This window comes from Ensifer sesbaniae (assembly GCF_013283665.1).
Classification (GTDB): Bacteria; Pseudomonadota; Alphaproteobacteria; order Rhizobiales; family Rhizobiaceae; genus Ensifer; species Ensifer sesbaniae.
On the sequence record NZ_JABEKU010000001.1, the window covers coordinates 997,896 to 1,014,170 of the forward strand.

Annotated in this window: 16 protein-coding genes; 9 read left to right on the plus strand and 7 right to left on the minus strand. The window is 63.4% G+C overall.

Annotated features, from left to right (window positions below; translation table 11 throughout):
* Window positions 1-228: 228 nt before the first annotated feature.
* Together BHMPCIPO_RS04805 and BHMPCIPO_RS04810 are read right to left on the minus strand one after the other, a co-directional pair.
* A complete protein-coding gene (locus BHMPCIPO_RS04805) occupies window positions 229-735 on the minus strand; it encodes an NUDIX hydrolase (RefSeq protein ID WP_173515707.1) in 507 nt (168 codons plus the stop codon).
* 206 nt (window positions 736-941) lie between these two features.
* Window positions 942-1,730, minus strand: a complete 789-nt coding sequence (locus BHMPCIPO_RS04810; protein WP_173515708.1) for a FadR/GntR family transcriptional regulator — start codon at window positions 1,728-1,730, stop codon at window positions 942-944.
* 274 nt (window positions 1,731-2,004) lie between these two features.
* Here BHMPCIPO_RS04810 and BHMPCIPO_RS04815 point away from each other — a divergent pair, with 274 nt between their 5' ends.
* The gene (locus BHMPCIPO_RS04815) at window positions 2,005-3,279 is read left to right on the plus strand and encodes a DUF3422 family protein (protein ID WP_173515709.1); all 1,275 of its coding nucleotides are present in this window, start codon (window positions 2,005-2,007) and stop codon (window positions 3,277-3,279) included.
* A 118-nt stretch (window positions 3,280-3,397) separates the two neighbouring features.
* Here the strand turns inward: BHMPCIPO_RS04815 and BHMPCIPO_RS04820 are convergent, their stop codons facing one another.
* Entirely contained in the window at window positions 3,398-4,294 is an 897-nt protein-coding gene (locus tag BHMPCIPO_RS04820) for a LysR family transcriptional regulator (RefSeq protein WP_173515710.1), read from the minus strand.
* Window positions 4,295-4,399: 105 nt separating this feature from the next.
* On the opposite strand from BHMPCIPO_RS04820, the gene BHMPCIPO_RS04825 reads away from it, so the two are divergent.
* From BHMPCIPO_RS04825 to glcF, 4 genes are all read left to right on the plus strand, one after another.
* A complete protein-coding gene (locus BHMPCIPO_RS04825) occupies window positions 4,400-5,839 on the plus strand; it encodes an FAD-binding oxidoreductase (protein ID WP_173515711.1) in 1,440 nt (479 codons plus the stop codon).
* Window positions 5,836-7,077, plus strand: coding sequence for a glycolate oxidase subunit GlcE (glcE, locus tag BHMPCIPO_RS04830; protein ID WP_173515712.1), 1,242 nt, complete (start codon window positions 5,836-5,838; stop codon window positions 7,075-7,077). Before BHMPCIPO_RS04825 ends, glcE begins: the two co-directional genes overlap by 4 nt.
* Window positions 7,077-7,457, plus strand: coding sequence for a DUF4870 family protein (locus BHMPCIPO_RS04835; protein ID WP_173515713.1), 381 nt, complete (start codon window positions 7,077-7,079; stop codon window positions 7,455-7,457). Before glcE ends, BHMPCIPO_RS04835 begins: the two co-directional genes overlap by 1 nt.
* A gap of 116 nt (window positions 7,458-7,573) precedes the next feature.
* Window positions 7,574-8,869 (plus strand): glycolate oxidase subunit GlcF, encoded by a 1,296-nt coding sequence (gene glcF / locus BHMPCIPO_RS04840; RefSeq protein WP_246304265.1) that lies wholly within the window; start codon window positions 7,574-7,576, stop codon window positions 8,867-8,869.
* Window positions 8,870-8,929: 60 nt separating this feature from the next.
* Here glcF and BHMPCIPO_RS04845 read toward each other — a convergent pair whose 3' ends face one another.
* Window positions 8,930-9,625, minus strand: coding sequence for a L,D-transpeptidase (locus BHMPCIPO_RS04845; protein WP_173515715.1), 696 nt, complete (start codon window positions 9,623-9,625; stop codon window positions 8,930-8,932).
* A gap of 285 nt (window positions 9,626-9,910) precedes the next feature.
* Complete coding sequence (locus BHMPCIPO_RS04850) at window positions 9,911-10,678, minus strand: L,D-transpeptidase (RefSeq protein WP_173515716.1); 768 nt, start codon at window positions 10,676-10,678, stop codon at window positions 9,911-9,913.
* A gap of 246 nt (window positions 10,679-10,924) precedes the next feature.
* Between BHMPCIPO_RS04850 and BHMPCIPO_RS04855 the strand changes: the two genes are divergently transcribed.
* The gene (locus tag BHMPCIPO_RS04855; RefSeq protein ID WP_173515717.1) at window positions 10,925-11,569 is read left to right on the plus strand and encodes a DNA-3-methyladenine glycosylase I; all 645 of its coding nucleotides are present in this window, start codon (window positions 10,925-10,927) and stop codon (window positions 11,567-11,569) included.
* A 73-nt stretch (window positions 11,570-11,642) separates the two neighbouring features.
* Here BHMPCIPO_RS04855 and copM read toward each other — a convergent pair whose 3' ends face one another.
* Complete coding sequence (gene copM, locus BHMPCIPO_RS04860) at window positions 11,643-12,029, minus strand: CopM family metallochaperone (protein WP_173515718.1); 387 nt, start codon at window positions 12,027-12,029, stop codon at window positions 11,643-11,645.
* A 212-nt stretch (window positions 12,030-12,241) separates the two neighbouring features.
* Window positions 12,242-12,670, minus strand: a complete 429-nt coding sequence (locus tag BHMPCIPO_RS04865; protein ID WP_173515719.1) for a hypothetical protein — start codon at window positions 12,668-12,670, stop codon at window positions 12,242-12,244.
* Window positions 12,671-12,840: 170 nt separating this feature from the next.
* On the opposite strand from BHMPCIPO_RS04865, the gene hisS reads away from it, so the two are divergent.
* From hisS to hisG, 3 genes are read left to right on the plus strand one after another with little or no spacing between them, the layout of a single operon-like run.
* Window positions 12,841-14,352: a histidine--tRNA ligase gene (hisS, locus tag BHMPCIPO_RS04870; protein ID WP_173515720.1), complete on the plus strand. Its 1,512-nt coding sequence runs from the start codon at window positions 12,841-12,843 to the stop codon at window positions 14,350-14,352.
* 5 nt (window positions 14,353-14,357) lie between these two features.
* Window positions 14,358-15,500, plus strand: a complete 1,143-nt coding sequence (locus tag BHMPCIPO_RS04875) for an ATP phosphoribosyltransferase regulatory subunit (RefSeq protein WP_173515721.1) — start codon at window positions 14,358-14,360, stop codon at window positions 15,498-15,500.
* Complete coding sequence (gene hisG, locus BHMPCIPO_RS04880; RefSeq protein ID WP_173515722.1) at window positions 15,497-16,192, plus strand: ATP phosphoribosyltransferase; 696 nt, start codon at window positions 15,497-15,499, stop codon at window positions 16,190-16,192. Before BHMPCIPO_RS04875 ends, hisG begins: the two co-directional genes overlap by 4 nt.
* Window positions 16,193-16,275 lie beyond the last annotated feature (83 nt).

Here is a 16,275-nt window from a genome sequence, read left to right on the forward strand (position 1 = left end):
TCCATTGTCATCATGGCCACTAAGGCCACTGCAACATGCATTCAAGTGGATTTGATGGACATCGGCGCCCGCGCGTCCGGGACCCGCGTTGAGGGGCATTGGATGCCCTACAGCGCAGCGCGTCTTTTAAGACGCGCAAAGGGCGCTGTAGACTTTGATTTGCTGCATGTCTTCGTCCTCAAATCGCGTTCGATTTAAGGAGACATGCAGTAGGGGTTACCTGGAAGGTTAGCCGTTCGCCGCCTTCGGCATCGGCGCAGACGACGCGACCGTGCGTTCGCCAAAGGCGAGAATGAGGTCTTTCAGCGACGGCTCGGCCACTCGCGAAGCGGCTTCCTTGTAGTCGACCCATTCGAGCTGCCTGCGGCCTTCCTCGGGGAAGTGCTTGCAGAGGTCGTCGACTTCGAGGGCATGAACCTGCACCTTGACCGAGATCTTCAGGCCGTGGTCCATGCGCTTTTGGTAAAGATAGAACCCGATCGTCGACTTTTGCACATGGCCTTTGACGCCAGCCTCCTCGTAGGCCTCGCGCTCGGCCACTTCGTGGGCGCGCTTGCCCTGCATCGGCCATCCCTTGGGAATGACCCAGCGACCGGTGTCGCGGCTGGTAATCATGAGAATTTCGAGGGCCTTGGTCTTCTTGCGGATCCGATAGCAGAGCGCAGCATATTGCATGCGCGCCGGGCGGCGCAGCATCAACTGGACATCGGATGCGAGTCTGTTCAAGAAGTTCAAGGTCGTCTGCGCTCCTCTCGGCGAATCAGTGTTTTTGTTTTCTGTCAAAGCCAGTATGGCAGCGTCCTGTTGCGTGTAAATGTTGCCGCCAGCGGGCAGCCGGATATGCGGTCAGCTTTCCGCTGAACTGTGGTCCAGATACGACAGGATATGGTGATTTCGCGGCGCTTTACCAAGCGCCGGCAACCGTGCGTAGGACTGGTCCATCAGCTCGCGCGGTCGCGCTGCTGCAGGCGCAGGCGGGCGATACGGTTCCATTCGCCGGTGCGTTCCGCCTCGCGGGTCGCGGCGGCAACGAAGTCGATATGGTTCTGCGACGCGGCCTTCGCCTTTGCCGGATCCCGCGCCATGATCGCATCGTAGATCGCCTCGTGCTGGGCAAGCAGCCGGTCGCGGGCGCCCGGCGCATCGAAAACCGAGTTGCGGTGGAAGAAAATGCCTTGCTGGAGCAGCCGATAGCAGGCGCGCAGCGTGTGCATCAGGATGATGTTGTGGGCGCTTTCGCCGATTGCCTGGTGGAGCTCGATATCGGCCTCGAGTTCCGCGTCGAAGTCGCCGGCGGCGTGCGCCGTGCGCATGCGCTCGATGATCCTCGTCAGAATATCGCGGTCGAAATCCGTGGCCCGGGTGGCGGCCAGTTCCGCCGTCAGTCCTTCGAGCTCGCGTCTGTATTCGAGATAGTCCTGCGTCGCCTTGTGGTGGCGGGCGATGAGGTCGATCAGCGGCTTGGAGAAAATCTGCCCGACCACGTCGGCGACGAAAGTGCCGCCGCCGTGGCGGCTCTCGACGAGCCCGCGTCCTTCGAGCTCCTTGAGCGCCTCGCGCAGGATCGGCCTGGACACGTCGAAGCGCTTGGAAAGCTCCCTTTCGCCCGGCAGCCGGTCGCCGTCGCGCAGCACGCCTTCGAGAATCAGCAGCTCGATCTGCTGCACGACTTCGTCGGCCGTGCGGCTGTGGCTGATGCGGGCGAAGAGGTCGATCTGGTCGTCGGTCACGTCTTGGTCTCCCGGATCCCGGTGAAGTTCGGTCTCTTTGGCCAAAAATTCATCGTGATTCTCATAGGTTAGAGCGGGAGGGGGCGGAAAGCCGCACCCAGGTTCCTCACCCCGCACTGTGCCGCAATCTAGGCAGCTGGCACCAAGTGGTCAATTTGCTTGTCCACTTTGTGCGGCTGACAAAAGTCAAACTGCGGCAATGCGTCCTTTTTCTTTTGCTCGTTCGATTGATAAGAAAGTCGTGATGAACGCGTGAGGGGGACAAGAGCGCTTCATGGCAAAGGGTAGTTTTGCATTTCCGGTGGCGCCGATGCGCGCCTTGGCCTTGGGTGAGGTCCATTCGCGCCCCTATGCGCTGGTAACCACGCCGCGGGTGATCTTCCAACTCGCCTTCCTGACCGATGGCGGCTCGATCGTCGATCACGCCGTGCTCTCGGAGTTGTCGCGGGCACGCGGGATTGCGCCGCCGGGGCGGGACGCGAACCATCATGCGATATCCTGGGGGCAGGGCACGCTGCGCTGGGAGCGGCACACGGAATTCTCCACCTATTTCTGGGATGCACCGCCGCCGGAGAAGTTTGGCGGCGAGGTGCCGATCCACCCGTTTGGCGACGGATTTTCGCCGCCTGGCTCGCTGATCTCGGGTATCCGGCTGGAAATCCGGCCGGATACGCCGGAGAGCCGCGAGGCGATCGGGCTCTTCGATCCGACGAGCCTCTGCTACAGCGAAACCAAGAACGGCCAGGCGGTGATCGTCACCGATTTCCGCCAGAACGGCGACGGCCTGACCCAGATCCTGGTCATCGACCGCGGCATGACGGAGGCGGGCACCGGCGCGCTCGTCCAGCGCCTGCTCGACATCGAGACCTACCGAACTCTGGCGATGATGGGCCTGCCGCTCGCCCAGTCGCTGTCGCCGGAGATCCGCCGGACCGAGGACGGCTTGACCGGGATCACCCAGCGCATGAAGGAAAATGTGCGCGAGGAGGCCGACGACATGCTGGCCGAGATCACCCGGCTTGCCGCCGATCTCGAGGCGGGTGCGGCACTCAGCCTCTACCGCTTCGGCGCCAGCCGCGCCTATTACGGCATCGTGCAGGAGCGTATTCGCACGCTCGCCGAGACCCCGGTGCCGGGCTACGAGACGATCGGCACCTTCCTCGAACGGCGCTTGGCGCCGGCGATGCGCACCTGTCAGTCGGTCGAAGAGCGCCAGGCCAACCTGTCGCGCAAGCTTGCCCGCGCCACGGCTCTTCTCAGAAGCTGGGTCGATGTCGAACTCGAGCGGCAGAACAGCGCACTGCTGAATTCGATGGACCGGCGCGCCAAGCTGCAGCTGCGCCTGCAGCAAACGGTCGAAGGCCTGTCGGTCGCCGCCATTTCCTACTACGTCGTCGGGCTGTTCGGTTATCTCGCCAAGGCCGTCAGCCACGAGCTGCCGATCGATCCGGGCCTGCTCACCGGCCTTGCCGTTCCCTTCGCCGTTGCCGGCGTCTGGCTGATTGTGCGCCGCATCCGCCGCCATCACGAGGACAGCGAGCACAAGTAAGCAATTCCAGCAAAAGTGTGCCGCGGTTTTGCGTTCGGAATTGCGAGAAAAAAGCAATTCCAGCAAAAGTGTGCCGCGGTTTTGCTGGAATTGCGAGAAGCAAAAACCAGCCCAGGAACTATTGCTCCCAATAGGGGATCGGCCCGTAAAGTCCGGCCAGGTAGTCGATGAACAGCCGCACCTTGGCTGGCAGGAACTGGCGGCTCGGATAGACGGCCGAGAGCGTCAGGTGCTTCGAGCCTTCCCATTGCGGCAGCACCTGCACCAATTGCCCGCTGCGCAATTCCGGGCCGATATCCCAGGTGGAGCGGAGCGCAATGCCGGCGCCGGCGATGACGGCGGCGCGCACGATCTCGGAGGAGTTTGTCACGAGCGGCCCCTCCGGGTGCCAGACTAACGCCCCCTCCGGTCCTTCGAGCTTCCAGTTGTCGTTGTTGTGCGCCGGCAGGCAGAGATGGTTGGCGAGATCGCCGATCTCCTTCGGCGCGCCGTTGCGGGCGATGTATTCCGGCGAGGCGCAGAGCAGCCGACGCACCGGCGCAAGCTTCCTTGCCACCAGGGATGAATCCACCAGCTCGCCGATCCTGACTGCCATGTCGAAGCCTTCGGCGACGATATCCGTGAATTCGTCCGTCAGCACGATGTGCAGCTTCAGGTCCGGATGATCCTTCATGAACTTCGTCAGATGCGGCGCGATGTGCATCCGGCCGAAGGAGGTCGGCGCCGAAATCCGGAGCACGCCGAGCGCATGCGACGAACGCCCGGAGGCATAGGCCTCGGCCTCCTCGATGCCCGAGAGAATGCCGAGTACCCGGTCGTAGAATCCCTGGCCTGCTTCCGTCAGCGAGATCTGGCGCGTCGTGCGCTGCAAAAGCCGTGTGCCGAGCCGATCCTCGAGCCTCTTGATGCGCTTCGAGATGACCGCTGGGGAAAAGCCCAGCACCCTCCCGGCAGCCGACATGCTGCCTGTGGAAACGACCCGTGCAAAAATCTCAAGATCGCCTAAATTCGTCATCAATCGTTGCCATTGTTTCCAAAACGGAAAAGCTCATAGCATTTGCGAGGGTTCTCTCCTAGTGGTAAAGAAAATGAACCAATTGATAAGCGGCCGGAGGAGCTGATGGCGGAGACGATCGGTTTTCTGCAACCGAAACAGGCTGTTATCACTCGGCGTCGCGAGATCGTCGCCGACCTCGCCGATCTCTTGCCCGAGGGCTGTCTGATCAGTGACGAGCGCGGGCTGAAGCCCTTCGAGACCGACGCCTTCATCGCCTATCGTCGCATGCCGCTCGCCGTTGCGCTGCCGGAGACGACGGAGCAGGTCGCAGCCCTTCTCAAATATTGCAGCCGCTACGGCATTCCGGTCGTGCCGCGCGGCGCCGGCACCTCGCTTTCGGGCGGCGCCATCCCGCAGGAGGATGCGGTCGTCATCGGTCTGTCCAAGATGTCGCGCATTCTCGATATCGACCTCTTCAACCGCACCGCCACCATCCAGGCGGGCGTCACCAATCTCAATATCTCCGAGGCCGTCTCCGCCGACGGTTTCTTCTATGCGCCCGACCCGAGTTCGCAGCTTGCCTGCACGATCGGCGGCAATATCGGCATGAATTCCGGCGGTGCCCATTGCCTGAAATACGGCGTCACCACCAACAATCTGCTCGGTGTGAGGATGGTGCTGTTCGATGGCACCGTCATCGAGCTCGGCGGCAAGGCGCTGGATGCGGCCGGCTACGATCTGCTCGGCCTCGTCTGCGGCTCGGAGGGCCAACTCGGCATCGTCACCGAGGCGACGGTGCGGCTGATCGCCAAGCCGGAAGGCGCCCGTCCCGTGCTCTTCGGTTTCGCCTCGTCGGAAGCGGCCGGCGCCTGTGTCGCCGACGTCATCGGCTCCGGCATCATCCCGGTTGCGATCGAGTTCATGGATAAGCCGGCGATCGAGATCTGCGAAGCCTTCGCCCATGCCGGCTACCCGCTCGACGTCGAAGCGCTGCTGATCATCGAGGTCGAAGGTTCCGAGCCGGAAATGGATGCGATGCTCGCCAGCATCGTCGCGGTCGCACGCCGTCATGGCGTCGCGACGATCAAGGAGTGCCAGTCGGCAATGGAAGCGGCAGCGATCTGGAAGGGGCGGAAATCCGCCTTCGGCGCCACCGGTCGCATCGCCGACTATATCTGCATGGACGGCACCGTGCCGCTCAGCCAGCTCTCGCATGTGCTCGCCCGCACCGGCGAGATCGTCGCGCGCTACGGCCTGCGGGTCGCCAATGTCTTCCACGCCGGCGACGGCAACATGCACCCGCTGATCCTCTATAACATCAACGACCCGGAGGATGCGGCGCGCGCCGAAGCCGCCGGCAACGATATCCTCAAGCTCTGCGTTGACGCCGGTGGCTGCCTGACGGGCGAGCACGGCGTCGGCATCGAAAAACGGGACCTCATGCTGCACCAGTACAACCAGGCCGACCTCGACCAGCAGATGGCGGCGCGGGCCGCCTTCGATCCGCATTGGATCCTGAACCCGTCCAAGGTCTTCCCGCTCGAAGGGCGTCCCGCCGCATGATCGTGCATTTCGAACCGGCAAGCGAAGAGGGGATTGCGACCGTCGTCCGGGCGGTGGCGGCCGACAAGGCTTCGCTCGCAGTCATCGGCGGCAACACGCGCTCGGGTCTCGGCAATCCCGTGCGTGCCGACCGGGTGCTGTCGACGCGCCGCCTTTCCGGCATTGTCAGCTACAATCCGGCCGAGATGACGATCACTGCGCTTGCGGGAACGCCGATGCGCGAAATCGAAGAGGCGCTGGCGGAAAACCGACAGATGCTCGCCTTCGAACCGGTGGATCATCGGCCGATCTTTGCTTCGTCGGGAGAGCCGACGATCGGCGGGGTCTTTGCCGCCAACGTGTCGGGTCCCAGGCGCTATGTCGCCGGTGCCGCCCGCGACAGCCTGCTCGGCGTTCGCTTCGTCAACGGCCGCGGCGAGGCGATCAAGGCCGGCGGCCGGGTGATGAAGAACGTCACCGGCCTGGATCTGGTCAAGCTGCAAGCGGGTTCGCACGGCACGCTCGGCATCCTGACCGAAGTGACCTTCCGCGTCCTGCCGCTGCCGCCGGCGTCCGAGACCATCGTCGTCTCCGGTCTCAACGATGCCGAAGCCGCTGCGGTCATGGCCGAGGCGATGGCGCAAACGGTCGAGGTCTCCGGTGCCGCGCATCTGCCGGAGAGCGTGCGCGGGCGGTTCCTCGAAGGTGGCCTTCCGGACGGTGCCGCGACGGTGCTCAGGCTCGAAGGACTGGAGGCATCGGTCGCGCTCCGGGCCGAAAAGCTGGCGAACGCGGTCGGGCGCTTCGGCGCGGTGACGCGGCTCGACGGGCCGCAGACATCGAAGCTCTGGGCGGAGATCCGCGACGTCAAACCCTATGCCGACGGCACGAAGAAGCCGCTCTGGCGTGTGTCCGTCGCCCCGTCGCTCGGCCATCAACTGGTGGCGGCGCTCAGGCTGCAGACCGGCGTCGATGCCTTCTATGACTGGCAGGGCGGTCTCGTCTGGCTGCGCATGGAGGCCGACCCCGAAGCGGAACTGGTGCGCCGTTACATCAAGGTTCTTGGTGGCGGCCATGCAACGCTCGTCAGGGCCGAAGACGGCTACCGTGCCGCCATCCCGGCGTTTGAACCACAACCCTTGGCCGTGGCACAATTGAGCGAGCGCGTCCGCGCGAGCTTCGACCCGCACCGGATTTTCAATCCCGGCCGCATGGCTGCGGTGTCTGAGACAGCGACGATGGAACATGGGAGGAAATGATGAGCGACAATGGTCCGCAGACACCGTTTTCCCGGGAAACCGATCGCTGGCTGGAGCCGGGCAAGATCAACGTCCAGGTGATTTACGTCCTTTATCTCGTGGGTTTTGCGGTCGGGATCACCCCGATCATCGGCGTGGTGATGGCTTATCTCAATCGCGGCAAGGGCATGTCCTGGGTCCAGACGCATTATGAATGGGCGATCCGAACCTTCTGGATCGCTCTCTTGTTCGGGTTGATCTCGTTGCTGCTGACGGCGCTGTTGGTTGGTATTCTCGGCTTCATCGCCACCGCCGTCTGGATCGTCGTGCGCTGCGTCGTCGGCCTGCAACGGGCGGCGCGCCAGGAGCCGATCACCAATCCCGAAAGCTGGATGGTGTAGGCCACGGCGCAATCCCTGAGACCGGATCCGGTCGAAGGATGCTGAAATCAGAATGCTGCGGTGACCGAAGCACGCATCTTGTGCGGTCCTGCAGAACCGCAGAGTGGAGTTCGCGTTTGCAGACCAATTTTACACCCGCGCAGCTTACCGACCCGCATGTGGCCGAATCCGAAGCCATCCTGCGCAAATGCGTGCATTGCGGCTTCTGCACCGCCACCTGTCCGACCTATGTGACGCTGGGCGACGAACTCGATAGCCCGCGCGGGCGTATCTACCTCATCAAGGACATGCTGGAGAACGGTCGGGCAGCCGACAAGGAAACGGTCACCCACATCGACCGCTGTCTCTCCTGTCTCGCCTGCACGACCACTTGTCCCTCCGGCGTCGACTACATGCATCTCGTCGACCACGCGCGCGTTCATATCGAGAACACCTATCGCCGCCCGTTCAGGGATAGGCTGGCGCGTTCCGTGCTTGCGGCGGTGCTGCCTTATCCTCAGCGCTTCCGCCTGTCGCTGAAGGCGGCCGGCCTTGCCCGGCCGTTTGCGGCTCTCATGAAGCGCACGCCCTTGCTGAAAACCTTTGGCGTTATGCTGGATCTGGCGCCGGGGGCCGTGCCTGAGCCTTCCGCTTCGGCCGTGCCCGGCACCCACGCACCGAAGGGCAAGCGTATCGGTCGGGTCGCGCTGTTGTCCGGCTGCGCCCAGCCGGTGCTGAAGCCTGAGATCAACGAGGCGACGATCAGGCTGCTGACGCGCTTTGGCGTCGAAGTGGTTGTCTCGGCCGGCGAAGGCTGTTGTGGCGCCCTAGTGCACCACATGGGCCGCGAGAACCAGGCGCTCGCGGCGGCGCGCCGCAACGTCGACGCCTGGCTGAAGGTCGCCGACGAGGGCGGGCTCGATGCCATCGTCATTACCGCTTCGGGCTGCGGGACGACGATCAAGGACTACGGCCACATGCTGCGGCTCGATCCTGACTATGCGGAAAAGGCGGCCCGGGTCTCGGCGCTGGCCAAGGACATCACCGAGTATCTGTCTACCCTCGACCTGCCGGAACAGGATGCGAGGGGCATGACGCTTGCCTATCATTCCGCCTGCTCGATGCAGCACGGCCAGAAGATCACCATTGTGCCGAAGCAGCTTTTGAAGCGCGCCGGCTTCGTCGTTCGCGATCCGGCCGAAGGGCACCTCTGCTGCGGCTCGGCCGGCACCTACAACATCCTGCAGCCGGAAATCTCGGCGAAGCTGAAGGCGCGCAAGGTCAAGAACATTGAGGCGACGAAGCCGGATGCGATTGCCACCGGCAATATCGGCTGCATCACCCAGATCGCCAGCGGGACCGCGATCCCCATCCTGCATACGGTCGAACTGCTCGACTGGGCCTATGGCGGGGCAAAGCCACAAGGGCTCTAAGGCAAAAGAAAAGGCCGGCTCCGCGAGGAACCGGCCTTTTGATGGGTGCCCGAATAGCTATCAGCCGCCGAAGATCTGGCGGAAGATATCCACGCCGCGATCGTCGAAATAGGTGTCGCCCGGCTTGCTGCCGGGACCGATGACGATGACCTTGGTGCCGATGTCGGCACGGTCGTAGAGGTGCTCCACGTCCTCGTTCATCATGCGGATGCAGCCCGACGACATGTTCTGGCCGATCGTCCAGGGTTGGTTGGTGCCATGGATGCGGAAGATCGTGTCGCGGCCGCCCTTGTAGAGATACATGGCGCGGGCGCCGAGCGGGTTGTCGATGCCGCCTTCCTGGGTGATCGGCAGGATACGGCCCTTGGCGGCTTCGCGACGACGCATTTCGGCCGGCGGCGTCCAGGTCGGCCATTCGGCCTTGCGGCCGACCTTCACGACACCCGACCAGCCGAAGCCGTCGCGGCCGACGCCGATGCCATAGCGCGTCGCGCGGTTCGGGCCGTCGATGTAGTAAAGGTATTTGTTGTTGGTATCGACGATGATCGTGCCGGGGGCCTCGTCGGTGCGGAAGCGAACCTTGGTGCGCCAGTATTGTTTTGCCGGCCTTTTGGGCGTGGCCACGAGTACAACGTCGGATGACTTGACCTTGGGACCTGTGGCTGGCGTCGGCGTGAAAGCCGAGGCGCTGGTGGCGGCAAGAATAGTGCTGGTCGCGATAGCGATCGCGACCGCTTTGCTGGCAAGACGCTTCATATACGATTCCCTCTGAACCCTCGTTGCAGGCAGGCTATGCAAAATGCGGCGAAGTTCAAGCCTGCGATACAGCCGGCGGATCGCCGGACTTATATCTGTTCATGCTGCTGTTGCCTGAAAATCACGCGTGCAGCGCCGCGCGTCGTATTGGACGCGCAAAGGTCGCTGCAGCACTTTTAAGTTGCTGCATGTTTATGTCCTCAAATCGGAGACGATTTAAGGAAACATGCAGCAGGCAACAGCAACACGTGCGAGGGTCGAGAAATATTCTATGCTATGCTTCAACTATATGACGATAACCTTCGTGCCCACCTTCACGCGCTCGTAGAGGTCGACGACGTCTTCGTTGCGCATGCGGATGCAGCCGGAGGAAACGGCATAGCCGATCGTCCAGGGCGCATTGGTGCCGTGGATCCGGTAGAGCGTCGAGCCGAGATACATGGCGCGCGCGCCAAGCGGGTTTTCCGGGCCGCCGTCCATGCGCGCCGGCAGGTAGTGGCCCTTGGCCGCTTCGCGGGTGATCATCTCCTGCGGCGGTGTCCAGCTCGGCCATTCCGCCTTGCGGCTGACCTTGTGAGCGCCGGCCCATTCGAAGCCCGGCTTGCCGACGCCGACGCCATAGCGCCGTGCCTCGCCGTTGCCGGTCACCAGATAGAGAAAGCGGTTGTTGGTATCGATGACGATCGTGCCCGGCTTTTCCTTGGTCTCATAGGAGACCGTCTGCGGCAGGAATTGCGGGTCGAACTTCGGCTTGACCGGGCGCTGGGCGCGCATGGCATTGGCCGGCTGGATCAGCGGGTTGACGACGCGGCGCTTGGCCTGCGGCCGCGCGAGTTGTCCCTGATAATACTGTTTTCGGGTGGCCGCCGGAATCTGCTGCCGGTACATGACCTGCCGCGTGCGGGCCTGTTGCCCGCCGAGCTGCATCACCCAGGGGGCGGTGAGATCGGGGCTGACGACGACCGGAGGCCGGTTCTGGTACCGGTCCTGGGCCGCGGCCGGGCCGGCAAAAAGGGTCAGAACGGAGGCGGCTATAAGAAGGTTTTTCAACATCGGACGGACTCGCTACCTTTCGCCGAAATTCATCAAAGGGGCGCAGACAGCCGAAGAACCGGACGCTCGAGCGGGCTATGCGCCTTGGCAATGGCGCGATCGTGTCACCGGGGAGCCACCGAATGGTAAACGGCGCTTCATTAAAAGGCGAAGGTGCCGATAAAGCTTTGGGTAGGGTTATCCGTCGCTTTAGGAATCTGGTTTGCAAATGGTAAAAGGCAGGGAAATGAACAGGATGGAGCGGGCATGACGGCCAAAGGCATAGTGATCGGTGAGGATGGACTTCAGCGCTGCGCCTGGCAGGGCAACCTCGACGACTATCGTCGCTACCACGACGACGAATGGGGACGCCCGGTCCTCGACGATCGTCGCCTGTTCGAGAAGATCTGCCTCGAAGGCTTCCAGTCCGGCCTGTCGTGGCTCACGATCCTGCGCAAGCGCGAGGCATTCCGCGCGGCCTTTGCCGGCTTCGATTTCGACAAGGTCGCGACATTCGATGAGACGGATATCGAACGCTGCCTCGCCGACACCGGTATCGTGCGCCATCGTGGCAAGATCGTTTCGACCATCAACAATGCCCGTCGCGCCCAGGATCTCAGGCAGGAATTTGGTTCGCTCGCGGGCTATTTCTGGTCACACGAACCACCGGCAGCCGAGCGCCCGGCAAAGGTGACCTATGAGGCGATCGTCGCCAATCCGACGACGGCGGCCTCGATCCGGGTCTCGAAGGACCTGAAGAAGCGCGGCTGGACCTTCGTCGGCCCGACGACGATCTACGCCTTCATGCAGGCCATGGGCCTCGTCAACGACCACATCGAGGGCTGTCATTGCCGCGCGGTCGTGGAGGAGATGCGAGCCAAGCTTGTCAGGCCTCTGGGCCGGGTGGCGTAAGGGGCGGGGCGCGACCCGACCCCGGTAACCCGAACCCGGCTGACTGGTGTTAAAACCCGGCTGGCGTTGTCGCTCAGCCGCCGTTCTTTGCGAGCCATTCCTTCATCAACTTGATCTCGCCTTCCTGCGCCTTGATGATCTCTTCCGCCAGTTTGCGGATCGTTTCATCCTTGCCGTATTCGAGCTCGATCTTGGCCATGTCGATGGCACCCTGGTGGTGGGCGATCATGCCGCGCACGAAGTCGATATCCGTCTTGCCGGTATAGGCGATGTCCATATCCTTGTGCATGCGGGCATTGGCTTGGGCAAAGGCCTTGCTCGAAGGTGAGGCATCGCCCGCCAGGCTCTGGGATTCCGTGGAGCCGTGATGAATGCTGCCGTGGCTCGTGTCTTCGGCCGCCGCCGGGAAGGCGAGGCAGGCGGTGAGCGCGAGGGCCATCGTCAACGGTTTCAGCGACATGGTGTTTCCTTCCTTCTGCAATCGATCGGCCTTTGGGGAGCGCCGCCGAGGCGTGATCCTTGGAGCCATTTTCAACCTACTGCATGTCTCCTTAAATCGACCTCGATTTGAGGACGAAGACATGCAAATCAAAGTCCTACAGCGACTTTTGCGCGTCTGATAGGACGCGCGGCGCCGTGGGGAAGGGGTGTCAGCGCTTTCAGGCTCTGCGCTCAAGCGCAGAGCATCACGCGCTCACGCGGAAAGGCGAAGACGCCTTGCAGCAGATCCTCGCCGCCTGGTGTGTCGAGCACGGACCGGCCGACGCAGAAGAGCTGCGCCGCTTGCGACGTCGGCGCCCGCACCATGGCGGTAAAGCAGAACGAGGATGACGAGGCGGTCGCCTGTTCGAGGATGTTGAGCACGGTTGGGCGATCCTTTCGGTCATAGGCGCGCACCATATCGATGACGCCGCAGGAAGGAGCGGAGGTGCCGAGTAAGGCGGCGGTGCGCTGGCCAAGCTGGAAAATGCCGGTCGCGAGATCGCAGCGCCAGGCTTCCTTGAGGTAGGTCCCTTCGTCGAGGTGCCGTATCCAAATGTCATGTGCGCCCAGATGTCCGGGCCGGATAGCCCCGCAACCAGGTGTCATGAATCTCAACATGATACCCATTTCCTCTCTTCGCTCTGCCCCGCGCCACGTCTCCCACCGTGTGCTCCGCATAGCCCGCTGCGACCGGAACGGCGCGCGCTTTGCGCGGTCCAAACCCTTGCCGCCCCTGCCTTGATCCGATAGGGAAAGCAGCCAACACACTGACAGTCCGGAATGCTCCCATGACCGAGAAACAGAAGAAACCGCAGAAGCTCAAGGCGCGCCTGCCGCGAGGCTTCGTCGATCGCTCCGCCGCCGATATCCGCGCGACCGACGAAATGATCGGCAAGATCCGCGCGGTCTACGAGCATTATGGTTTCGATCCGGTCGAAACGCCGCTGTTCGAATACACCGACGCGCTCGGCAAGTTCCTGCCGGACAGCGATCGTCCGAACGAAGGCGTCTTCTCGCTGACGGACGATGACGACCAGTGGATGTCGCTGCGCTACGACCTGACGGCGCCGCTCGCCCGCCACGTTGCCGAGAACTTCAACGAGATTCAGCTGCCGTTCCGCACCTACCGTGCCGGTTACGTCTTCCGCAACGAGAAGCCGGGCCCCGGCCGCTTCCGCCAGTTCATGCAGTTCGACGCCGATACGGTTGGTGCCGCCGGCGTCCAGGCGGATGCCGAAATGTGCATGATGATGGCCGACACCATGGAAGCGCTCGGCATCGCGCGCGGCGACTACGTGATCCGCGTCAACAATCGCAAGGTGCTCGATGGCGTCATGGAGGCGATCGGTCTTGGCGGCGACGACAAGGCCAATGCCCGCCTGACGGTGCTGCGCGCCATCGACAAGCTCGACAAGTTCGGGACGGAAGGTGTGCGGCTCCTGCTCGGCGAAGGCCGCAAGGATGAAAGCGGCGACTTCACCAAGGGTGCCGGCCTCAATGCCGAACAGATCGACAAGGTGCTCTTCTTCGTCGGCATCAAGGACTATGCCGAAAGTGCTGCCGAACTCGCGGATCTCGTTGCGGGTACGTCAAAGGGCGGCGAAGGCGTCGAGGAACTGAACACGATCCGCAGCCTGGTCTTAAGCGCCGGCTATGAGGCCGACCGCATCAAGATCGATCCCTCGGTCGTGCGCGGTCTCGAATATTACACCGGCCCGGTCTTCGAGGCCGAGCTGCAGTTTGCAGTCACCAACGAGAAGGGCGAGAAGGTCGTCTTCGGTTCGGTTGGCGGCGGCGGTCGTTATGATGGCCTCGTCTCGCGCTTCATGGGCCAGCCCGTTCCGGCGACCGGCTTCTCGATCGGCGTTTCCCGCCTGATGACGGCGCTCAAGAACCTTGGCAAGCTCGGCGCATCGGAAGTGCTCGCCCCGGTCGTCGTCTGCGTCATGGACCGCGACATAGAGAGCATGGGCCACTACCAGCGCTTCGTGCAGCAGCTTCGCCACGCCGGCATCCGCGCTGAAATGTACCAGGGCAACAAGAAGAATTTTGGCGATCAGCTGAAATATGCCGACCGTCGCGGCTCGCCGCTGGCGATCATCCAGGGGGGCGACGAGCGCGCCGCCGGTCTGGTACAGATCAAGGATCTGATCGAAGGCAAGCGCCTGTCGGGTGAGATCGAGGACAATGCGGCCTGGCGCGAAGCGCGCGTGGCCCAGGTTTCCGTTCCGACCGCCGAACTGGTAGGAAAGGTGCGCGAGATGCTGGCGGCGCAGGCCGAGGATCGGGCAAGAGGCTGACGGTCATGGCCCTGATCAACCTGCCCGCCTTCGCCGACGCGCTGCTTGCCGAATTCGAGAGCCTCGGCACGCTGCGTGTCGACACACCGGTGATCCAGCCGGCCGAGCCATTCCTCGCCATGGCCGGCGAGGATCTGCGGCGTCGCATCTTCATGACCGAGAGCGAGACTGGCGAAAGCCTCTGCCTGCGCCCGGAATTCACCATTCCCGTCTGCCTGCGCCACATCGAGGCGGTGACCGGCACGCCGAAGCGCTACGCCTATCTCGGCGAGGTCTTCCGCCAGCGCCGCGAGGGCGGCAACGAATTCTACCAGGCCGGCATCGAGGATCTCGGCGACACCGATACCGCTGCCGCCGATGCGCGCGCTGTCGGTGATGCGATGCGTGTCGTCGCCAACCGCTTGCCGGGACGGCGCCTCAACGTGACGCTGGGCGACCAGGCGGTGTTCGAAGCCGTCGTCGGCGCCTGCGGCCTGCCGGCCGGCTGGCAGAAGCGGCTGATCCATGCCTTCGGCGACCAGAAGCATCTGCAGAAGCTGCTCACGGAGCTCGCCCATCCCCGGACAGTCGGTGTCTTCGGTCCTGAAGTGGTACGCCTGTCGATGGACGGACTGCTTGAAGATGAAGCCCGCCTCGTCGCCCATATCGGCGAGACGATGGAAGCGACCGGCTACTCCACCAATGCCAGCCGCTCGCCCGAGGACATCGCCCGGCGGCTGAAGGAGAAGATGGAACTGGCGAACACGCAGCTCGATCGCAAGACGCTGGATCAGGTCGGCGCGTTCCTGGCGCTCGACGTGCCGCTCGCCGATGCTCCGGCCGCGCTCTTCGCCTTCGCCAAGAAATCCGGCCTCAAGCTCGATGAGGCGCTCGTCCGCTTTGATGCCCGTGTCGCCGCGCTTTCCAAGACCGGTGCCGACATCGGCGCGATCCGCTATCGCGCCGCCTTCGGTCGCCCGCTCGATTATTACACCGGTCTCGTCTTCGAGGTGGAAGTCGACGGTATCCAGGCGGTGCTGGCCGGCGGAGGCCGCTTCGACCGGCTGCTGACGCTGCTCGGCGCCCGTGAACACATTCCGGCCGTCGGTTTCTCGCTCTGGCTCGACCGCATCGAAAAGGCGATTGCCTCTGAGGGAGGCGCACAATGACCATCACCATCGCGCTGCCGTCCAAGGGGCGGATGAAGGATGACGCCTCGGCGATCTTCGAACGGGCCGGCATGAAGATCGTCGCCGTCGGCAATGATCGCTCCTATCGCGGCCGGGTCGAGGGCGCGGACGATGTGGAGATCGCGTTCCTCTCGGCCTCCGAAATATCCCGCGAACTCGGCAGCGGCTCGATCGATTTCGGCGTCACCGGCGAGGATCTCGTGCGCGAAGGGCTCGCCAATGCCGACGCCCGCGTCGAGTTCTGTGCCCGCCTCGGCTTCGGTCATGCCGATGTCGTCGTCGCGGTGCCGGAGATCTGGTACGACGTCGACACCATGGCCGATCTCGGCGACGTTGCTGCGGACTTCCGCGCGCGCCATGGCCGCCGCCTAGCGATCGCCACCAAATACTGGCGGCTGACGCAGAACCATTTTTCGGGAAGCCACGGTATCCAGCTCTATCGCATCGTCGAAAGCCTCGGCGCCACCGAAGGCGCGCCGGCGTCGGGTTCGGCCGACATCATCGTCGATATCACCTCGACGGGCTCGACGCTGAAGGCGAACCATCTGAAGATCCTGACTGACGGCGTGATCCTGCGTTCCGAGGCCTGCCTAGTGCGGGCGCGCAAGGCCGGCCATGACGGAGACCCGGTCGTGGCACGGGTTATTGCGGCGGTTCGCGGCGTGCTCTGACGCTGCGAACGGGGCAGGGCGGACCCACCGCAATCTTCCTGGGCTCGAAAAACGTGCATTAAAGTAGGGTCCTCAAAAAGCGC

Bases quoted from the DNA above. Each gene is read 5' to 3' on its own strand.
- BHMPCIPO_RS04815 (WP_173515709.1), top strand. From the start codon at position 2,005: ATGGCAAAGGGTAGTTTTGCATTTCCGGTGGCGCCGATGCGCGCCTTG.
- BHMPCIPO_RS04820 (WP_173515710.1), bottom strand. From the start codon at position 4,294: ATGACGAATTTAGGCGATCTTGAGATTTTTGCACGGGTCGTTTCCACA.
- BHMPCIPO_RS04825 (WP_173515711.1), top strand. From the start codon at position 4,400: ATGGCGGAGACGATCGGTTTTCTGCAACCGAAACAGGCTGTTATCACT.
- glcE (WP_173515712.1), top strand. From the start codon at position 5,836: ATGATCGTGCATTTCGAACCGGCAAGCGAAGAGGGGATTGCGACCGTC.
- BHMPCIPO_RS04835 (WP_173515713.1), top strand. From the start codon at position 7,077: ATGAGCGACAATGGTCCGCAGACACCGTTTTCCCGGGAAACCGATCGC.
- BHMPCIPO_RS04845 (WP_173515715.1), bottom strand. From the start codon at position 9,625: ATGAAGCGTCTTGCCAGCAAAGCGGTCGCGATCGCTATCGCGACCAGC.
- BHMPCIPO_RS04850 (WP_173515716.1), bottom strand. From the start codon at position 10,678: ATGTTGAAAAACCTTCTTATAGCCGCCTCCGTTCTGACCCTTTTTGCC.
- BHMPCIPO_RS04855 (WP_173515717.1), top strand. From the start codon at position 10,925: ATGACGGCCAAAGGCATAGTGATCGGTGAGGATGGACTTCAGCGCTGC.
- copM (WP_173515718.1), bottom strand. From the start codon at position 12,029: ATGTCGCTGAAACCGTTGACGATGGCCCTCGCGCTCACCGCCTGCCTC.
- BHMPCIPO_RS04865 (WP_173515719.1), bottom strand. From the start codon at position 12,670: ATGTTGAGATTCATGACACCTGGTTGCGGGGCTATCCGGCCCGGACAT.
- hisS (WP_173515720.1), top strand. From the start codon at position 12,841: ATGACCGAGAAACAGAAGAAACCGCAGAAGCTCAAGGCGCGCCTGCCG.
- BHMPCIPO_RS04875 (WP_173515721.1), top strand. From the start codon at position 14,358: ATGGCCCTGATCAACCTGCCCGCCTTCGCCGACGCGCTGCTTGCCGAA.
- hisG (WP_173515722.1), top strand. From the start codon at position 15,497: ATGACCATCACCATCGCGCTGCCGTCCAAGGGGCGGATGAAGGATGAC.